This is a genomic window from Micrococcus sp. MS-ASIII-49 (assembly GCF_000946635.1).
In the GTDB taxonomy this organism is placed as follows: domain Bacteria; phylum Actinomycetota; class Actinomycetes; order Actinomycetales; family Micrococcaceae; genus Micrococcus; species Micrococcus luteus.
In genome coordinates, this window is record NZ_JXSP01000048.1 from 13,169 (window position 1) to 29,812 (window position 16,644).

The 16,644-nt window shown below is 73.2% G+C and carries 13 protein-coding genes; all 13 read right to left on the reverse strand.

Annotated elements, in window-relative coordinates:
* Window positions 1–27: 27 nt before the first annotated feature.
* The 13 genes from SJ20_RS03555 to SJ20_RS03615 all read right to left on the reverse strand — a co-directional run bounded on the left by SJ20_RS03555 (window position 28) and on the right by SJ20_RS03615 (window position 15,300).
* Window positions 28–1,488: a glutamate synthase subunit beta gene (locus tag SJ20_RS03555; RefSeq protein WP_010078754.1), complete on the reverse strand. Its 1,461-nt coding sequence runs from the start codon at window positions 1,486–1,488 to the stop codon at window positions 28–30.
* Window positions 1,481–6,133, reverse strand: coding sequence for a glutamate synthase large subunit (gene gltB / locus SJ20_RS03560; RefSeq protein WP_036338633.1), 4,653 nt, complete (start codon window positions 6,131–6,133; stop codon window positions 1,481–1,483). The genes SJ20_RS03555 and gltB overlap by 8 nt, the downstream gene beginning before the upstream one ends.
* A gap of 202 nt (window positions 6,134–6,335) precedes the next feature.
* Window positions 6,336–7,319: a prolipoprotein diacylglyceryl transferase gene (gene lgt / locus SJ20_RS03565; protein WP_044658967.1), complete on the reverse strand. Its 984-nt coding sequence runs from the start codon at window positions 7,317–7,319 to the stop codon at window positions 6,336–6,338.
* Between the two features lie 2 nt (window positions 7,320–7,321).
* Window positions 7,322–8,128: a tryptophan synthase subunit alpha gene (gene trpA / locus SJ20_RS03570; RefSeq protein WP_036338636.1), complete on the reverse strand. Its 807-nt coding sequence runs from the start codon at window positions 8,126–8,128 to the stop codon at window positions 7,322–7,324.
* Window positions 8,125–9,450: a tryptophan synthase subunit beta gene (trpB, locus tag SJ20_RS03575; RefSeq protein ID WP_036338639.1), complete on the reverse strand. Its 1,326-nt coding sequence runs from the start codon at window positions 9,448–9,450 to the stop codon at window positions 8,125–8,127. The genes trpA and trpB overlap by 4 nt, the downstream gene beginning before the upstream one ends.
* Before the next feature lie 29 nt (window positions 9,451–9,479).
* Window positions 9,480–10,286, reverse strand: a complete 807-nt coding sequence (gene trpC, locus SJ20_RS03580) for an indole-3-glycerol phosphate synthase TrpC (protein WP_036338642.1) — start codon at window positions 10,284–10,286, stop codon at window positions 9,480–9,482.
* A gap of 5 nt (window positions 10,287–10,291) precedes the next feature.
* Window positions 10,292–10,615, reverse strand: a complete 324-nt coding sequence (locus SJ20_RS03585; protein ID WP_036338645.1) for an HGxxPAAW family protein — start codon at window positions 10,613–10,615, stop codon at window positions 10,292–10,294.
* Window positions 10,616–10,740: 125 nt separating this feature from the next.
* Complete coding sequence (locus tag SJ20_RS03590; protein WP_044658968.1) at window positions 10,741–11,346, reverse strand: Trp biosynthesis-associated membrane protein; 606 nt, start codon at window positions 11,344–11,346, stop codon at window positions 10,741–10,743.
* Window positions 11,346–12,896: a chorismate-binding protein gene (locus SJ20_RS03595; RefSeq protein WP_044658969.1), complete on the reverse strand. Its 1,551-nt coding sequence runs from the start codon at window positions 12,894–12,896 to the stop codon at window positions 11,346–11,348. The genes SJ20_RS03590 and SJ20_RS03595 overlap by 1 nt, the downstream gene beginning before the upstream one ends.
* Window positions 12,893–13,273 (reverse strand): phosphoribosyl-AMP cyclohydrolase, encoded by a 381-nt coding sequence (gene hisI, locus SJ20_RS03600; RefSeq protein WP_044658970.1) that lies wholly within the window; start codon window positions 13,271–13,273, stop codon window positions 12,893–12,895. Before hisI ends, SJ20_RS03595 begins: the two co-directional genes overlap by 4 nt.
* 44 nt (window positions 13,274–13,317) lie before the next feature.
* Entirely contained in the window at window positions 13,318–14,088 is a 771-nt protein-coding gene (gene hisF / locus SJ20_RS03605) for an imidazole glycerol phosphate synthase subunit HisF (protein WP_036338657.1), read from the reverse strand.
* A 46-nt stretch (window positions 14,089–14,134) separates the two neighbouring features.
* Entirely contained in the window at window positions 14,135–14,983 is an 849-nt protein-coding gene (hisG, locus tag SJ20_RS03610; RefSeq protein WP_044658971.1) for an ATP phosphoribosyltransferase, read from the reverse strand.
* A gap of 53 nt (window positions 14,984–15,036) precedes the next feature.
* The gene (locus SJ20_RS03615; protein WP_010078767.1) at window positions 15,037–15,300 is read right to left on the reverse strand and encodes a phosphoribosyl-ATP diphosphatase; all 264 of its coding nucleotides are present in this window, start codon (window positions 15,298–15,300) and stop codon (window positions 15,037–15,039) included.
* Window positions 15,301–16,644: the final 1,344 nt, after the last annotated feature.

Below are 16,644 nucleotides of genomic sequence, written 5' to 3' on the forward strand. Positions count from 1 at the left end.
GTGGCGTCGGAAGATGAGACGGAGGACTCAGCCGAGGACGAGGCCGCGGTCGTCCGGGTCCACGGGGTGCGGCAGTCGGGACCAGCGCTCGAGCGACTCGTCGACCTCCTGCGCGCACGCACGCCCCTCGGCGATGGCCCAGACCACCAGGGAGGCGCCGCGCCCGGCGTCGCCGCACGCGAACACGCCCGGCTCGTCGGTCTCGTACCCGTCCTTCCGGGCCACGAGCCCGCGTGTCACGTGCACGCCGAGCTGCTGCGTGAGCAGCCCCTCCTCGATGCCGGTGAAGCCCAGCGCCAGCAGCACCAGGTCCGCCTGGACCTCGCGCTCGGTGCCCGCCTTGGGCCCGCGCGTGCCGTCCTCGCGGTACTCGGTCTCCGCCACGCGCAGGGCGCGCACGCGGCCGTGCTCGTCGCCGAGGAACTCGACCGTGGAGGCAAGGTGCGCGCGGGCGCCGCCCTCGGCGTCGGCCGTGGTCTGCTGGTGGACCTTGGGGATCGTGGGCCACGGCTGGTGGACGGGGCGCTCGACCGGCAGCTGCTGGCCGATCGCCAGCGTCGTCACGGACGCCGCCCCCTGGCGGTGCGCGGTGCCGATGCAGTCCGCGCCAGTGTCGCCGCCGCCGAGGATCACCACGTGGCGCCCCTCGGCGGAGATCTGGTCCGGGACCTCGTCGCCGGCGACCGCGCGGTTGGACTGCACGAGGTAGTCCATGGCGAGGTGGATCCCGTCGAGGCCGCGGCCGGGGACGGGCAGCTCGCGGGCCACGGGGGCGCCGGTCGCCACGATCACGGCGTCGAAGCGGGCCTTGAGCTGGTCCCAGGGCAGGTCGACGCCGATCTCCACGCCGGTGCGGAACCGGGTGCCCTCGGCCTCCATCTGCGCCAGGCGCCGGTCCAGGACGTCCTTCTCCAGCTTGAAGTCCGGGATGCCCAGCCGCAGCAGGCCGCCGAGGCGCTCGTCGCGCTCGTAGACCACCACGGTGAAGCCGGCGCGGGTGAGCTGCTGCGCCGCGGCCAGTCCCGCCGGGCCCGAGCCGACGACGGCCACGGTGTGGCCGTTCAGGCGGGCCGGCACGACCGGCTCGAGCCAGTCGTTGTCGAAGATCTGCTCCGCGATCGCCACCTCGGTCTGCTTGATGGTGACCGCGGGCTGGTTGATGCCCAGGGTGCAGGAGTCCTCGCACGGGGCGGGGCAGATCCGCCCGGTGACCTCGGGGAAGTTGTTGGTCGAGTGCAGTCGCGCGGCGGCCTCGTCCCAGCGTCCCCGCCGGACCAGGTCGTTCCACTCCGGGATGAGGTTGCCCAGCGGGCACCCGGAGTGGCAGAACGGGATGCCGCAGTCCATGCACCGGCCGGCCTGGGTGCGCACGATCGCCTCGTCCTGGCGGACGTACACGTCCTTGAAGTCCATGATGCGCACCGGCACCGGACGCGTGGGGCGCTCGACGCGCTCCCGGTTCTTCAGGAATCCGCGCGGATCAGCCACGGGTCACCTCCAGCAGTCGGTCCCAGACGGCCTCCCCGTCCGGGTCGAGTCCCTCGGCCGTCGCGGCCTGACGGGTGCGCAGCACGAGGTCGTACTGCCGGGGCAGGACGGTCGTGAAGCGGTCCCACGCGGCGTCGGCGGCGTCCCCGCCGGCCCGCAGGTCGGCGAGCAGCGCGGCGGCGACGGCGGAGCCCGTCTCCGCGCGGTGCAGCTCCAGCAGCTCGGCGATCCGCAGCCGGTCCTGCGCGGACGGCGCCTCGAGGATCAGGGCGTCCTCGCGGACGGCGAGTGGGTTCAGGTCCTCCCGGTCCAGGTCCAGCACCCAGGCCCGCCCGCCGGACATGCCGGCGGCGAGGTTGCGGCCGGTCTCGCCGAGGATCAGCGCCTCACCGCCGGTCATGTACTCCAGGCCGTGGTCGCCGATGCCCTCGGCCACCGCGGTGGCGCCGGAGTTGCGCACGAGGAACCGCTCCCCCACGCGGCCGCGCAGGAACAGCTGGCCCGAGGTGGCGCCGTAGCCGATCACGTTGCCGGCCACGGTGTTCTCCTCGGCCACGAACGGGGCCTCGGCGTCGGGGCGGACGATCACGCGTCCCCCCGACAGGCCCTTGCCGACGTAGTCGTTGGCGTCGCCCGAGAGCCGCAGGGTGACGCCGGCGGGCAGGAAGGCGCCGAGGGACTGGCCGGCCTCGCCCGTCAGGCGCACGGTGATCGTGTCGTCGTCCAGCTCGTCGGCGAGCCGCGTGCTCGTGACGTGGTAGCCCAGCAGCGTGCCCACGGACCGGTCCGTGTTCACGACGGCCTCGTCCATCACGACGGGCGTGCCCGTCGTGAGCGTGTCCCCCAGCCGGGCGATGAACCGGTGGTCGATGTGGGAGGCGAGGTCGTGGTCCTGCTCGGTGGTGCGGCGCATGGGCGCGTCCTCGTGGCCCGGACGCCGGCCGACGGAGGGGTCCGCGAGGATGCCCGAGAGGTCCAGGCCCTCGGACTTCCAGTGGTGCAGGGCCGCGTCCACGTCGAGCAGCTCGCGGTGGCCGATCGCCTCGTCGAGCGTGCGGAAGCCCAGCTGCGAGAGCAGCTCGCGGACCTCCTGCGCGATGAACTCGAAGAAGTTGACGACGAACTCGGGCTTGCCCGTGAAGCGCGCGCGCAGCTCGGGGTTCTGGGTGGCCACGCCCACGGGGCACGTGTCCAGGTGGCACACGCGCATCATGATGCAGCCGGAGACCACGAGCGGGGCGGTCGCGAAGCCGAACTCCTCGGCCCCGAGCAGTGCGGCGATCACGACGTCCCGGCCGGTCTTGAGCTGCCCGTCCACCTGGACGGTGACGCGCTCGCGCAGGCCGTTGAGCATGAGCGTCTGCTGCGCCTCGGCCAGGCCGATCTCCCACGGGGTGCCCGCGTGCTTGAGGGAGTTCAGCGGGGAGGCGCCCGTTCCGCCGTCGTGGCCGGAGATGAGCACGACGTCGGCGCGCGCCTTGGCGACGCCCGCGGCCACCGTGCCCACGCCGGACTCGGAGACGAGCTTGACGTGGACCCGCGCGGTCGGGTTGGCCCGCTTGAGGTCGTGGATCAGCTGCGCCAGGTCCTCGATCGAGTAGATGTCGTGGTGCGGCGGCGGCGACACCAGGGAGACGCCCGGGGTCGAGTGCCGCGTGCGGGCGACCCACGGGTACACCTTGGTCCCCATCAGCTGGCCGCCCTCGCCGGGTTTGGCGCCCTGGGCCATCTTGATCTGCAGGTCGGTCGCGGTGGCCAGGTACAGGCTGGTGACGCCGAACCGGCCCGAGGCGATCTGCTTGATCTTCGAGCGGCGCTCCGGGTCCAGCAGGCGCTCGGGGTCCTCGCCGCCCTCGCCCGAGTTCGAGCGGGCGCCGAGGCGGTTCATGGCGATCGCGAGGGTCTCGTGCGCCTCCTGCGAGATGGAGCCGTAGGACATCGCGCCGGTGGAGAAGCGGCGCACGATCGACTCGACGGGCTCCACCTCGGAGACGGGCACCGGCGGCCGCTCGCCCGTGCGCAGGCGCATGAGCCCGCGCAGGGTCATGAGCTCCTCCGCCTGGTCGTCCACGCGACGCGTGTAGTCCTTGAAGACGTCGTAGCGCCGCTCCCGCGTGGAGTGCTGGAGGCGGAACACGGTCTCGGGGTTGAACAGGTGCGGCGCGCCCTCGCGCCGCCACTGGTACTCGCCGCCCACCTCGAGCTCGCGGTACGGGTTGATGTCGTTGCCGTCCGGCGGATACGCGAACTCGTGGCGCGCCTGGATCTCGGCGGCGACGACGTCGATGCCCACGCCGTCGAGCGGGCTCGTGGTGCCCACGAAGTAGCGGTCCACGAAGCGCCGGGACAGGCCGAGCGCCTCGAACGTCTGGGCGCCGGTGTAGGAGGCGACCGTGGAGATGCCCATTTTGGACATGATCTTCTGGACGCCCTTGCCGAGCGCCTTGATCAGGTTCGCCACGGCCTGCTCGGCGGTGACGCCCGAGACCTCCCCCGTGCGCACGAGCTCCTCGGCGGACTCCATGGCCAGGTACGGGTTGACCGCGGAGGCCCCGTAGCCGAGCAGGACGGCCACATGGTGGACCTCGCGCACGTCGCCCGCCTCGACGATCAGCGAGCTCTTGGTGCGGTTGGCCGAGGCCAGCAGGTGGTGGTGCACGGCGGAGGTCAGCAGCAGGGACGGGATCGGCGCCCACTGGGCGGTGGCGCCGCGGTCGGACAGCACCACGTACTCCACGCCGCGGTTGACGGCGGCCGAGACCTGCTCGCAGATCGCCTTCAGCTGGGCGCGGAGCTCCTCGACGCCTCCGGCCACCCGGTACACGCCGTTCACCTTGAGGGTCAGGCGGGTGCCGTCGGCGTCGCGCAGGTGCTGGATGCGGGCCAGCTGGTCGTTGTCGATCACGGGGAACGGGACGTCGACCTGGCGGGTGCGCACCTGCTCGAGGGAGAGCACGTTGCCCTGCGGGCCGATCGCGGTGCGCATCGAGGTCACCTGCTCCTCGCGGATCGCGTCGAGCGGCGGGTTCGTCACCTGGGCGAAGGACTGCACGAAGTAGTCGAAGAGCAGCCGGGGCCGCTTGGCGAGGACGGCGATGGGCGTGTCCGTGCCCATCGCACCGAGCGGCTCGGCGCCCGTCTGGGCCATCGGCCCGACGAGGATGCGCAGCTCCTCCGAGGTGTACCCGAAGATGCGCTGACGCTGCAGGATCGACTCGGAGGTGTGGCGGACGTGCTCGCGCTCGGGGAGCGACTCCAGGTCCAGGAGGTTCTGGCGCACCCAGTCCTCCCACGGCTGGGCGGAGGCGACCTCGGCCTTGATCTCGTCGTCGCCGATGATCCGGCCCTGCTCGGTGTCCACGAGGAACATGCGCCCCGGGGCCACGCGCCCCTTGCGCACCACCGCCGAGGGCTCGATCGGCACGACGCCGACCTCGGAGGCCAGGACGACGAGGCCGTCGTCGGTGACCCACCAGCGGGCGGGGCGCAGGCCGTTGCGGTCCAGCACGGCGCCCACCTGGGTGCCGTCGGAGAAGGCGACGGCGGCCGGTCCGTCCCAGGGCTCCATGAGCATGGAGTGGTACTGGTAGAAGGCGCGGCGGGCCGGGTCCATGGTCGCGTGGTTCTCCCACGCCTCCGGGATAATCATCATGATCGCCTGGGTGAGCGGGCGCCCGGAGAGCATGAGCAGCTCCGCGACCTCGTCGAAGGAGGCCGAGTCCGAGCCGATGGGGCTGATCAGCGGGAACAGGTCCTCGGGGACCTCGCCGAGCATCGGGTGCTTGAGCTGGCCCTGACGGGCGCGCATCCAGTTGCGGTTGCCCTTGACCGTGTTGATCTCGCCGTTGTGCGCGATGGTGCGGAACGGCTGGGCCAGCGGCCACGAGGGGAACGTGTTGGTGGAGAACCGCGAGTGGACCACGCCCAGCCGGGTGGTGAACCGCTCGTCCGAGAGGTCCGGGTAGAACGGCTCCAGCTGGGCCGTCGTCAGCATGCCCTTGTAGACGATCGTCTGGGACGAGAGCGAGGGGAAATAGACGCCGGCGCGGGACTGGGCGCGGCGGCGCACCCGCCACGCCCGCACGTCCAGCGACTGCCCCGGCTCGGTGCCGTCCTGACCGTCCGCCAGGGACAGGAACAGCTGCTCGAACGCGGGCATGGCCGCCCGGGAGCCGACGCCCAGGGCCGAGGGGTCGGTGGGCACCTCGCGCCACGCCAGGACCTGCAGCCCCTCCTCCTCGGCCAGCCGCTCGACGGCCTCCTTCGCCTCGGCGCGCTCGCCGTCGACGGGCGGCAGGAAGGCGGTGCCGGCGACGTACTCGCCCACGGGGGGCAGCTCGGCGTCGACGACGGCACGGAACAGCTCGTCGGGGATCTGGGTCAGCAGGCCGGCGCCGTCGCCGGTGCCCTCGTCGGCGCCCACCGCCCCGCGGTGCTCGAGCGCGCGCAGGGCGGTCAGCGCGTGCTGGACGATGTCGTGGCCCGGGGTGCCCCGCAGGGTGGCGATGACGGCGAGGCCGCAGTTCTCGGTCTCCCGGGACGGGTCGTAGAGGCCCTGGGCGGCGGGGACGTCCGCATAGCGGACGAAGGGATCCACCGGTCCCCCCGCGCGGGGGGCCGAGGCGGGCGAGGATGCCACGGGCATGGTGCCGTCCTTTCCGGAGAGCAGGGTTCGGACGGGGACGGCGCTGGCCCCGACGCTCGGGGCCGACGGCCCCGAGGTGGAAGAGACGCTACCGGGCGCGACGTCCCACTGTGCGGAACCGGACGTTCTGTGACACGCCGAATGTCCACCATGTGGGACACCGGGGCCCCGGGCGCCCCTCGCGGGCGCGCCGGGGAGCGGGTCAGCGCCGGACGGCGTCGTCCTCCGCCGCGCCCACGGCGTGGGACCCGGAGCGGCCCGCGGGGACGGCGGCGCCGTCGTCGCCCTCGGGGGCGTGCCCGGCGCGCCACACGCTCTGGTGGGCGTGGGGGCCGGCGGCCGCGCCGCGATGGCGCAGCAGGATCCCGACGATGAACGCGAGGGCGATGACGAACACCAGCAGGGACGTCCACACGTTGAGCCGCTGGGTGACGCCGAAGAGCGTGACCATCTCGGCGTCGTCGATGCGCAGCATCTCGATCCACGTGCGGCCCGCGGTGTACCAGGCGACGTAGGACCACAGCATGAGGCCGTGGCGCAGGTGCAGCGCGCGGTCCACGAGGAGCAGCAGCGCGACCCCGGCCAGGTTCCACAGGCACTCGTAGAGGAACGTGGGGTGGAACAGCGTGTCCGGGGCGTAGCCGGCCGGGAAGTTCGGGCTGGCCGGGTCGACCTCGAGCCCCCAGGGCAGGGTCGTCGGGCCGCCGAAGAGCTCCTGGTTGAACCAGTTGCCCCACCGGCCGATGGCCTGGGCCAGCAGGATGCCCGGCGCGACGACGTCGCCGAAGGCCGTCAGCCGCAGCCCGTAGCGGCGGCACGCGATCCACGCGCCCACGGCGCCGAGGGCGATCGCGCCCCAGATGCCCAGTCCACCGTTCCACACGTACAGGATCTGGATCGGGTCGCCCGTGCCGTCGAAGCCGGGCCCGAAGTACCGGTCCGGTGAGGAGAACACGTGGTAGAGCCGACCGCCCACGAAGCCGAACGGGATGGCCCACAGGGCGATGTCGAGCACACGGTCCTCGGGGCCGCCGCGGGCGCGCCACCGACGCTCGGCGAGCCACAGCGCCAGGACGATGCCCAGGATGATGCACAGCGCGTACGCGTGGATCTTCACCGGGCCCAGCTGGAACCCGTCCCACCCGGGGGCGGGGAAGGCGGCGAGCGGGGCCAGGGCGGCGGTCACCCTCAGCCCTCTCGGACCGTGCCGGCGGCGAGCTCGCGGGTCAGCGTGCCCACGGCCTGCGGCCCGCCGTCCGTCAGCGCGCGCACCAGGGCCGTGCCGACGATCGCGCCGTCGGCGTAGGCGCCGATCTCGCGGACGTGCGCGGCCCGGGAGACGCCGAGGCCAACGCACACGTGCTCCGCCCCGGCATCCTGAGCCCGGCGGACCACGGTCTCGGCCACGGTGGACACCGCGTCGCGGGCGCCGGTGACGCCCATGACCGACACGGCGTACACGAAGCCGCGGGAGGAGTCGACGGTGAGGCGCACCCGCTCGTCCGTGGACGAGGGCGCGGTGAGGAACACGCGGTCCAGGCCGTGACGGTCCGAGGCCTCCATCCAGGCGCCGGCCTCCTCGGGCACGAGGTCAGGGGTGACGAGACCGGCGCCCCCGGCCTCGGCGAGGCGGCGCGCGAACTCGTCGACGCCCATGCGGTCCACGAGGTTCCAGTACGTCATCACCAGCACCGCGGCGTCAGTGCGCTGGGTCACCCGTCGGATGATGTCGAACACGTCGGCCACGTGGAAACCCGCCTGCAGGGCGGCCTGGGTCGCGGCCTGGATCACGGGGCCGTCCATCACGGGGTCCGTGTAGGGCAGGCCCAGCTCGATGACATCGGCGCCGTTCTCCGCGGCGGCGACGACGGCCTCGACGCACTCGTCCACGGACGGGTAGCCGGCCGGCAGGAAGGCGACGAGGCCGGTGCGGCCGGCCGCCTTCGCGGCATCCAGGGCCGCGGCGGTCTTGGAGTGCACGGTCATGCCGGTCACTGCTCCTCTCCGGGGGTCATCTCCTCGAGCGGGTCCTTCTCCTCCGTGGCCGTGCCGAGGCCGAACCAGGCCGCCGCGGTGGCGACGTCCTTGTCCCCGCGGCCGGAGAGGTTCACGATGATGATCCGCTCCTCCCCCTCCGGGGCGTCCGGCCCCACGAGGCCCTCGTCCGCCCAGCGGCGGGCCAGGCGCAGCGCACCGGCCAGGGCGTGGGCCGACTCGATGGCGGGCGTGATGCCCTCGGTGCGCGTGAGCCGGAGGAAGGCGTCCATGCACTCGGTGTCCGAGACCGGCTCGTAGACGGCGCGGCCCGTGTCGTGCAGGAAGGCGTGCTCCGGGCCGACGGCCGGGTAGTCCAGGCCGGCGGAGATCGAGTGGGAGTCGATCGTCTGCCCGTCCTCGTCCTGCATCAGGTACGTGCGGGCGCCGTGCAGCACGCCGGTGCGTCCGAGCGTGATGGACGCGGCGTGGCGACCGGTCTCGAGGCCCTCGCCCCCGGCCTCGAAGCCGTAGAGCTCCACCTCAGGGTCGTCGAGGAAGCCGTGGAACAGGCCCATCGCGTTGGACCCGCCGCCCACGCACGCCGCGACGGCGTCCGGCAGGCGGCCGGCCTGCGCCAGGATCTGCTCGCGGGCCTCCTCGCCGATCACGGAGTGGAAGTAGCGCACCATGGCGGGGAACGGGTGCGGGCCCGTGACCGTGCCCATCAGGTAATGCGTGGTGTCCACGGAGGCGACCCAGTCCCGCAGGGCCTCGTTGATCGCGTCCTTCAGGGTGCGGGCGCCGATCGCCACGGGCACCACCTCGGCGCCGAGCATCTGCATGCGCGCCACGTTCAGGGCCTGGCGGCGGGTGTCCTCCTCCCCCATGTACACGGTGCACTCCATGCCGAACAGCGCGGCCGCCGTCGCCGTGGCCACGCCGTGCTGGCCGGCGCCGGTCTCCGCGATCAGACGCGTCTTGCCCATGCGACGGGCGAGCAGCGCCTGGCCGATCACGTTGTTGATCTTGTGCGAGCCGGTGTGGTTGAGGTCCTCGCGCTTGAGGAAGATGCGCACGCCGGGGGTGTCCGAGGCGAACCGCGGCACCTCGCTCAACAGGGAGGGCCGGTTCACGTAGTCCCGGAACAGGGTCCGCAGCTCGGCCTCGAAGGCGGGGTCCTGCCGCGCCTCCTCGTAGGTGCGGGTGAGCTCCTGCAGCGCGGCCATGAGGGACTCGGGCATCCACTGCCCCCCGTAGTCGCCGAAGTAGGGCCCGGCCTGACCCTGATACGGCCCCTCGAACTCGATCGCGGGCTCGGTGCTCGGACGGTCGGCGCTCATGGCGACCACGCTCCTCGGGTCTGGTTCGGTCAGCGGACGGTGAGGGACGCGGCGCGGAACGCGCGCAGCGCCTCCTCGGGGGCGCCGTGGCGCACGAGGGCCTCGCCCACGAGCACGACGTCGGCGCCCGCGGCGGCGTAGGCCTTGATCTGCTCCTCGGACTCGACGCCCGACTCGGCGACCCGGACGACGTCCTCGGGCAGCCCGTCGGCCAGCGCGGCGTAGCGGGCCGGGTCGACGTCGAGGGTCTTGAGGTTGCGCACATTGACGCCGAGGATGCGGGCGCCGGCGGCGACGCCGCGCTCGATCTCCTCGGGCGTGTGGGCCTCCACGAGGGCGTGCATGCCCAGGGACTCGGTGAGCTGCAGGAAGCCGGCCAGCTCGGCGTCGTCGAGGGCGGCCACGATCAGCAGGACCAGGTCGGCCCCGTGGGCGCGGGCCTCGTGGATCTGGTACTCGGTGACGGTGAAGTCCTTGCGCAGGACCGGCAGATCGACGGCGGCACGCACGGCGTCCAGGTCGGCCAGGCTGCCGCCGAAGCGGCGGGCCTCGGTGAGCACGGAGACGGCACTGGCGCCGCCGCGCTCGTACGCGCGGGCCAGGGTGGCCGGCTCGGGGATCTCGGCGAGCGCCCCCTTGGAGGGGCTCGCCCGCTTCACCTCGGAGATCACCCGGATCCCCGCGGGGTCGGTGCGTCCGCCGTGCAGGGCCGCGTGGGCGTCACGCGGCGCGGGGGCGGCGGCCACCAGCTCGGACAGGCGCGCCTCGGGCAGGGCACGGCGGCGAGGCTCGAGGTCCTCACGGACGCCGTCGATGATCTCCTGGAGGACGGACACGCGGATCAGTGACCGTGCTGGCCGCGACCCGCGCCGGCCTTGCCGGCGACGATGCCCACGACGACGCCCACGGCCATCAGGGCCACGCCGATCCAGACGACGACGCTCCAGTCGGCGAGCAGGCCGACGCAGCCGGCGACGAAGCCGACGAGCACGAGCGCCACCATGGCCCACGCGCCGGGCGAGTTGCCGTGGCCGGGCAGCTCGAGGTGGGTCGGGTCGTTGAGCACCAGGCCGTCCTCGGTGACGACGACGTCCTCGACGGCGCCGCGGCGGGCGGCGCGACGGGTGGTGGGCTCGGTGTGCGCGGTGTTCGCGGTGTGGCTCATGGCTGTCCCTCACTGGTGCGTGGTGTACATGACGACTGTCCCTCATTGTGCCATGCGGGCACGGGACCGGGCCCGCGTGACCCGGGACGACCCGGGCGGTGCGGGGCGGTCCGAGAGACGGGCGCTCACGTGGGGTCGTTGCCGCGGGACAGCTCGTCCCACGCGTCCATCTGGTCCACGCGCCGGCGCTGGGCCGCCTCGCGGGCGGACTGCGCGGGCTGCTCCCCGGCGGCGGCCGGGCCGGGCTCGGAGGCCGCAGGCGCCTTCTCGTAGCGCCGGGACGAACGCCAGCCACGGCCCGCCAGTGCCGCCACGACGCCGCACAGCGCCGCGAGCACGCCGCCGGCCGCCGCGACCCACGGCCACGCCGTCACTGCGTAGTCCTGCGCGAGCGCGGTGGTCCCGGTCGCGTCGGCGACCGCGGCGGCCGCCGTCGTCGCCGGATCCAGGGCGGCGGTGACCGAGGTCGAGGCGATCACGACCCCGGCCAGCGCCATGAGCACGCCGACGATCACGGCGCCGAGGCGCCGGGCGGTGGTCAGGGCGAGGGCACCGGCCATCACGACCAGGGCCATGGCGGTGGCGACGGGCGCGGCGGCGCCGCCCGACGTCGTCGCCTCGGAGGCGATCCCGCCGGACAGGCCCGTGGCGGTCACCCAGGTGCGGCCCGCCGTGAGCAGCACGAGCCCGCCGGCGGCCAGCGCGGCGAGGACCACGGTGCGGCGGCGCATCACGCCTGCCCCAGCTCGCCCGCGGTCAGCACGGACCGCAGCGGCGCCGTCGCCTTGGTGACGGTCTCGGCGGTCTCGGCGTCGGGATCGGAGTCGGCGACGATGCCGGCGCCGGCCTGCACGTGCGCCTGGCCGCGGTGCAGCGTGGCCGAGCGGATGTTGATCGCCATGTCCATGTTGCCCGCCAGGTCGAAGTAGCCGACGACGCCGCCGTAGGGCCCGCGCTCGGTCGGCTCCCACTCGTCCAGCAGCTGCAGGGCGCGGGGCTTCGGGGCGCCGGACAGCGTGCCGGCGGGGAAGGCGGCGCGGAGGACGTCGAGCGCGTCGACGTCGTCGCGCATGCGGCCCTCCACGTGGGAGACCAGGTGGAGGATGTGGCTGAACGCCTCGAGCTCCATGAACTGGGTGACCTCGACGGTGCCGGGGCGGCACACGCGCGAGAGGTCGTTGCGGGAGAGGTCCACGAGCATGAGGTGCTCGGCCCGCTCCTTCTCGTCCTCCACCAGGTCCTTGCCGAGGAGGCGGTCGTCCTCCTCGGTGGCCCCGCGCCGCCGTGAGCCGGCGATCGGATGGGTGACCACGCGGCGGTCCCGCACGGTGACGAGCGCCTCGGGCGAGGAGCCCACGATCTCGTACGGCTCCCCGTCCGGGGTCTCGAAGGAGAAGAGGTACATGTAGGGGCTCGGGTTCACCATGCGCAGGACGCGGTACACGTCCAGACCGGCGGCGTCCGTGGTGACCGAGAGGCGGCGGGAGACGACGGCCTGGAACACCTCGCCGTCGCGGATCGCCCGCTGGGCCTTCGCGACGGCCTCGCGGAAGCCTTCGGCGCCCCACCGGTCCTCGGCCTGGGCGGCGACCTCGTCCGCGTCCGCCTCGAGCCAGCGACGCGGGACGTCGCTGACCGGGTCCGCTGCCGGGGCGGCCAGGCGCTGGACCATGGCGTCCAGTCGGGCGAGCGCGTCGTCGTAGGCGCGGTCCGCGCCGGTGGCCAGGCCGTTGCCGTTCACCGCGTTGGCGATCAGCGTCACGGTGCCGTCCAGGGCATCGTGCACGGCCAGGTCGGTGACGAGGTTCATCGCGAGGTCGGGCAGGCCGAGGTGGTCCTCGGGCGGGTGCGGCAGGCGCTCCCACGCGCGGACCGTGTTCCAGCCCAGGAAGCCGGCCATGCCGGAGACGAGGTGCGGCAGAACGCCTCCGACCTCGGCGCGCACGTCCGTGCGCAGCAGGCGCAGGCATGCCGCGAGCACGTCCAGGGCGCGGCCCTGCGTGGGCAGCCCCTCGGGCGGGGTGCCCTGCCAGTGCGCCTCGCCGTCCCGCGAGGTCAGGGTGACGGATGAGCCGGCCCCGATGAAGCTGTACCGGGACCACGCCGCGCCCGGGGTGGCGGACTCCATCAGGAAGGTGCCGGGGCGGGAGCCGGCCAGGCGCCGATGGATCGCCAGCGGCGTGAGGCCGTCCGCCAGCACCGTGCGGACCACGGGGATCACGCGGGCGGTGTCCGCCAGACGCAGGAACTCCGCACGGGAGGGAGTGGTGGCGGCGGTCATCGGGCGGCCTCCTCGGGGTCGACGGCGGCCGCCGGCGTGACGATCTCGCGGCCGGTGAAGCAGGTGCGGGTGCCCGTGTGGCAGGCGGGGCCGGTCTGGTCCACGGTGAGCAGCAGGGTGTCGCCGTCGCAGTCCGCGTGGACCGCGCGCACCCGCTGCAGGTGGCCCGAGGTCTCCCCCTTGCGCCACAGCTCGCCGCGCGAGCGGGACCAGTAGGTGGCCCAGCCGGTCTCGAGCGTCGCGCGCAGGGACTCCTCGTTCATCCACGCCATCATGAGCACCTCGCCGGTGCCCTCCTGCTGGGCGATGGCGGGCACCAGGCCCCGGTCGTCGAAGGTCACGGAGGCCACGAGGTCGTCGGGCGGGGAGATGCTCATGGAGGTCCAGTCTAGGGAGCCGGAGCGGGGCGTGGCCGCCGGGGTCAGCGGACGGTGTGCCCCGCCTGCCGCAGGGCGTCCTTGACGCGGGCGAGCATGTCGTCCGGGCCGAAGTGGAACAGGGAGGCGGCGAGCACCGCGTCCGCACCGGCCGCGACGGCGGGTGGGAAGTGCTCGGGCTCGCCGGCGCCGCCGGAGGCGATCAGCGGCACGCGCGTCACGGCGCGCACGTCCCGGATCATCTCCAGGTCGAAGCCCTCGCGCGTGCCGTCCGCGTCGATCGAGTTGAGCAGGATCTCCCCCACGCCGCGCTCGGAGGCCTCCCGGCACCAGGCGACGGCGTCGATGCCGGTGCCGCGGCGTCCGCCGTGGGTGGTGACCTCATAGCCGGAGGCGCAGCCCGGGTCCTCCGTGCGCCGGGCGTCGAGGGAGAGCACGAGGACCTGGGACCCGAAGCGGCGGGTGATCTCCGTGATCAGCTCGGGCCGGGCCACGGCGGCGGTGTTGACGGAGACCTTGTCCGCCCCCGTGCGCAGCAGCCGGTCCACGTCCTCGACGGTGCGTACGCCGCCGCCCACGGTCAGCGGGATGAAGACCTCCTCGGCCGTGCGGGTCACGACGTCGTTGGTCGTGGCGCGGTCCGAGGTGGAGGCGGTGACGTCGAGGAACGTGATCTCGTCGGCACCCGCGGCGTTGTAGCGGCGGGCGAGCTCGACCGGGTCGCCCGCGTCCCGCAGGTTCTCGAAGTTCACGCCCTTGACCACGCGCCCGGCGTCCACGTCCAGGCAGGGGATGACACGCACGGCGAGGCTCACGTCGGCTCCTTCGTCTCGGGGGGCTCGGGCGGGACGGCGCGGGCCGTCAGAGGCGGATCGCGTGGATCGCGGAGATCAGGATGCCGCGGGCGCCCAGGGCGTACAGCTCGTCCATGACGCGGTTGGCGTCCGGCTTGCGGACCATGGAGCGCACGGCGACCATCGTCTCGTCCCGCAGCGGGGAGACCGTCGGTGACTCCAGTCCGGGGGTGACCGCGGTGGCCGCCTCCAGCAGGTCACGACGGATGTCGTAGTCGATCATCACCCAGCGGCGGGCCACGAGCACGCCCTTGAGGCGGCGCAGCAGCACGTCGAGGCCCTCGGGGCGCTCCCCTGCGCGGCCGATCAGCACGGCCTCCGAGTCGAGGATGGACTCGCCGAAGACCTCCATGCCGGCGGCGCGCAGGGTGCTGCCGGTCTCCACGACGTCGGCGATCGCGTCCGCCACGCCGAGCTTGACGGAGGACTCCACGGCGCCGTCGAGGTGGACCACCTCGGCGTCAAGGCCGGTGCGCTCCAGGTAGGCGTGCAGCAGGCCGTCGTAGCTGGTGGCGATGCGCCTGCCGGTCAGCTCGGACTCGGAGGAGAACGTGCCCACGGGCGCGGCCAGTCGGAACACAGACCGGCCGAAGCCCAGCGCCATGATCTCCTCCGCTGTGCCCTCGACCTGGGCGTCGCGGAACAGGTCCCGCCCGGTGAGGCCGACGTCGAGGGTGCCCTTGCCCACGTACACCGCGATGTCCCGGGGACGCAGGTAGAAGAACTCCACCTGGTTCTCGGGGTCCACGAGCACCAGCTCGCGGGAGTCGCGGCGCTGGCGGTAGCCGGCCTCCTGCAGGATCTCACGGGCGGCCCCGGCGAGGGCGCCCTTGTTCGGAACGGCGATGCGCAGCACGCGTCGGTCTCCTCGGGGTGCGGTGGGGCGGGCGGAAAACGGGGCCGGCGGCCTCAGAGGTGGCGGTAGACGTCCTCGAGGCTGATGCCGCGGGCGATCATCATGGTCTGCACGTGGTAGAGCAGCTGAGAGATCTCCTCGGCGGCGGCCTCATCCGACTCGTACTCGGCGGCCATCCAGACCTCGGCCGCCTCCTCGACGACCTTCTTGCCGATCGCATGGACGCCGGCGTCGATCTGGGCCACGGTGCCGGAGCCCTCGGGGCGCTCCTGCACCTTGCGCGTCAGTTCCGCGTACAGCTCGTCGAAGGTCTTCACGGGACCACCCTAGCGACCCTGCCCCTCCAGCCCAGACCGGAGTCGGTCATTGTGACGGACGGGACGGCGGGGTCTTCGCCACGCGCTGCACCTACGGGCCCACGTGGGACGTGCCGGCCGCTCAGCGTCCTCCCCCTCCCATGTCTGCACGTTCCTTCACTCCCATCGGGGCACGCGCGCGAGGCGGCCGTGGACGTGGGGATGACGGGCTGAACGTGCCCGTCCGGTCCGCACGCATGGCCCGGGCGACCTCCGACAGGTGGGCACGACACGCTCGTTTCTGACCCCAGCGACGACACCGCTCCTTGCACACCTGAGACACCACCAGGTCGATCACTGCCCCGAACCCCGCCCGGGCCCACCGCACCAGATCTCTTCCGCGACGCACACATCCATCTCGTCGACTGTCCACGCGTCCGGGCCTCGGGTCCAGGCCCTGGAGGTCACCGGCGGGCGGCGCGGCCGCGCCCACGTCGCCGACGGGGAACAGGAATGATGCGGCGAGAGGATCTGGGGGTAGCCGTCGTGGCCCTCCTCCCCTTCCCGGACGAGGAGCAGAGCCCCGCGCTCGGACCCGCGAACTGGAGCATGACCCACCACGATGAAGGCGACCCATCCCGTCCCGCACACCGAGTGAGCGCCCGGTTGCAGCGAGCGCAGAAGATCCTCTCCCGCTGGCGGGTGGCCACGGGCAATGCGGTGGAAGGCATGGAATGGGAGCGGGATCCCGGTGATGCGCAGCTCGTGGAGATGGCTCGGCTGCCCAGCAGTGCCGAGCTGCCCAGCGCTGGAGCCTGGCTTCCGGGGCTGGAGATCCTCATGGGCCTTCGTCGCAGACCTGGTGCCGGGCCCCCTCAACCACCGGCTCGCCACGTGCTCGTTCTATCGGGAGAAGGCTTCGGCGCCCGTCCCCTCGGCGCGTCGCCATGCTCGCCCTGACGTGAGCCGACGTTCGTGGGTGCGGGGCGTCGGCCGACTCCCACGGGGGTGGCCTCACACGCACCCGACGGTCTGTCCCACCACGTCTCAGACCCTCCGACACTTCTGTCCAACAGCTCGGTTTGGGACCGTTTCTGACGTGATGCTCTCGTGGGCGGACGGGGCGTGTAAAGGGGTATACCCGGCTGGACATCCTGGCGGGCAGATGCCCGATGTCGGCGGCGAGGCCACACCCCACCTTGCCCTGCGACCGGTTACCGGTGGTAATGTGCCGCCATTATTCATTCGACCCTTTATGGAGCCCCTGAATACATGAGCGACGGCCCAGCCGCCTGCCCTGGTGACAGTCCGAGCGTCACCCCCACCCCACCCCGCAGCTGGCGGGGTCGCCTGCACCTCGTGGGG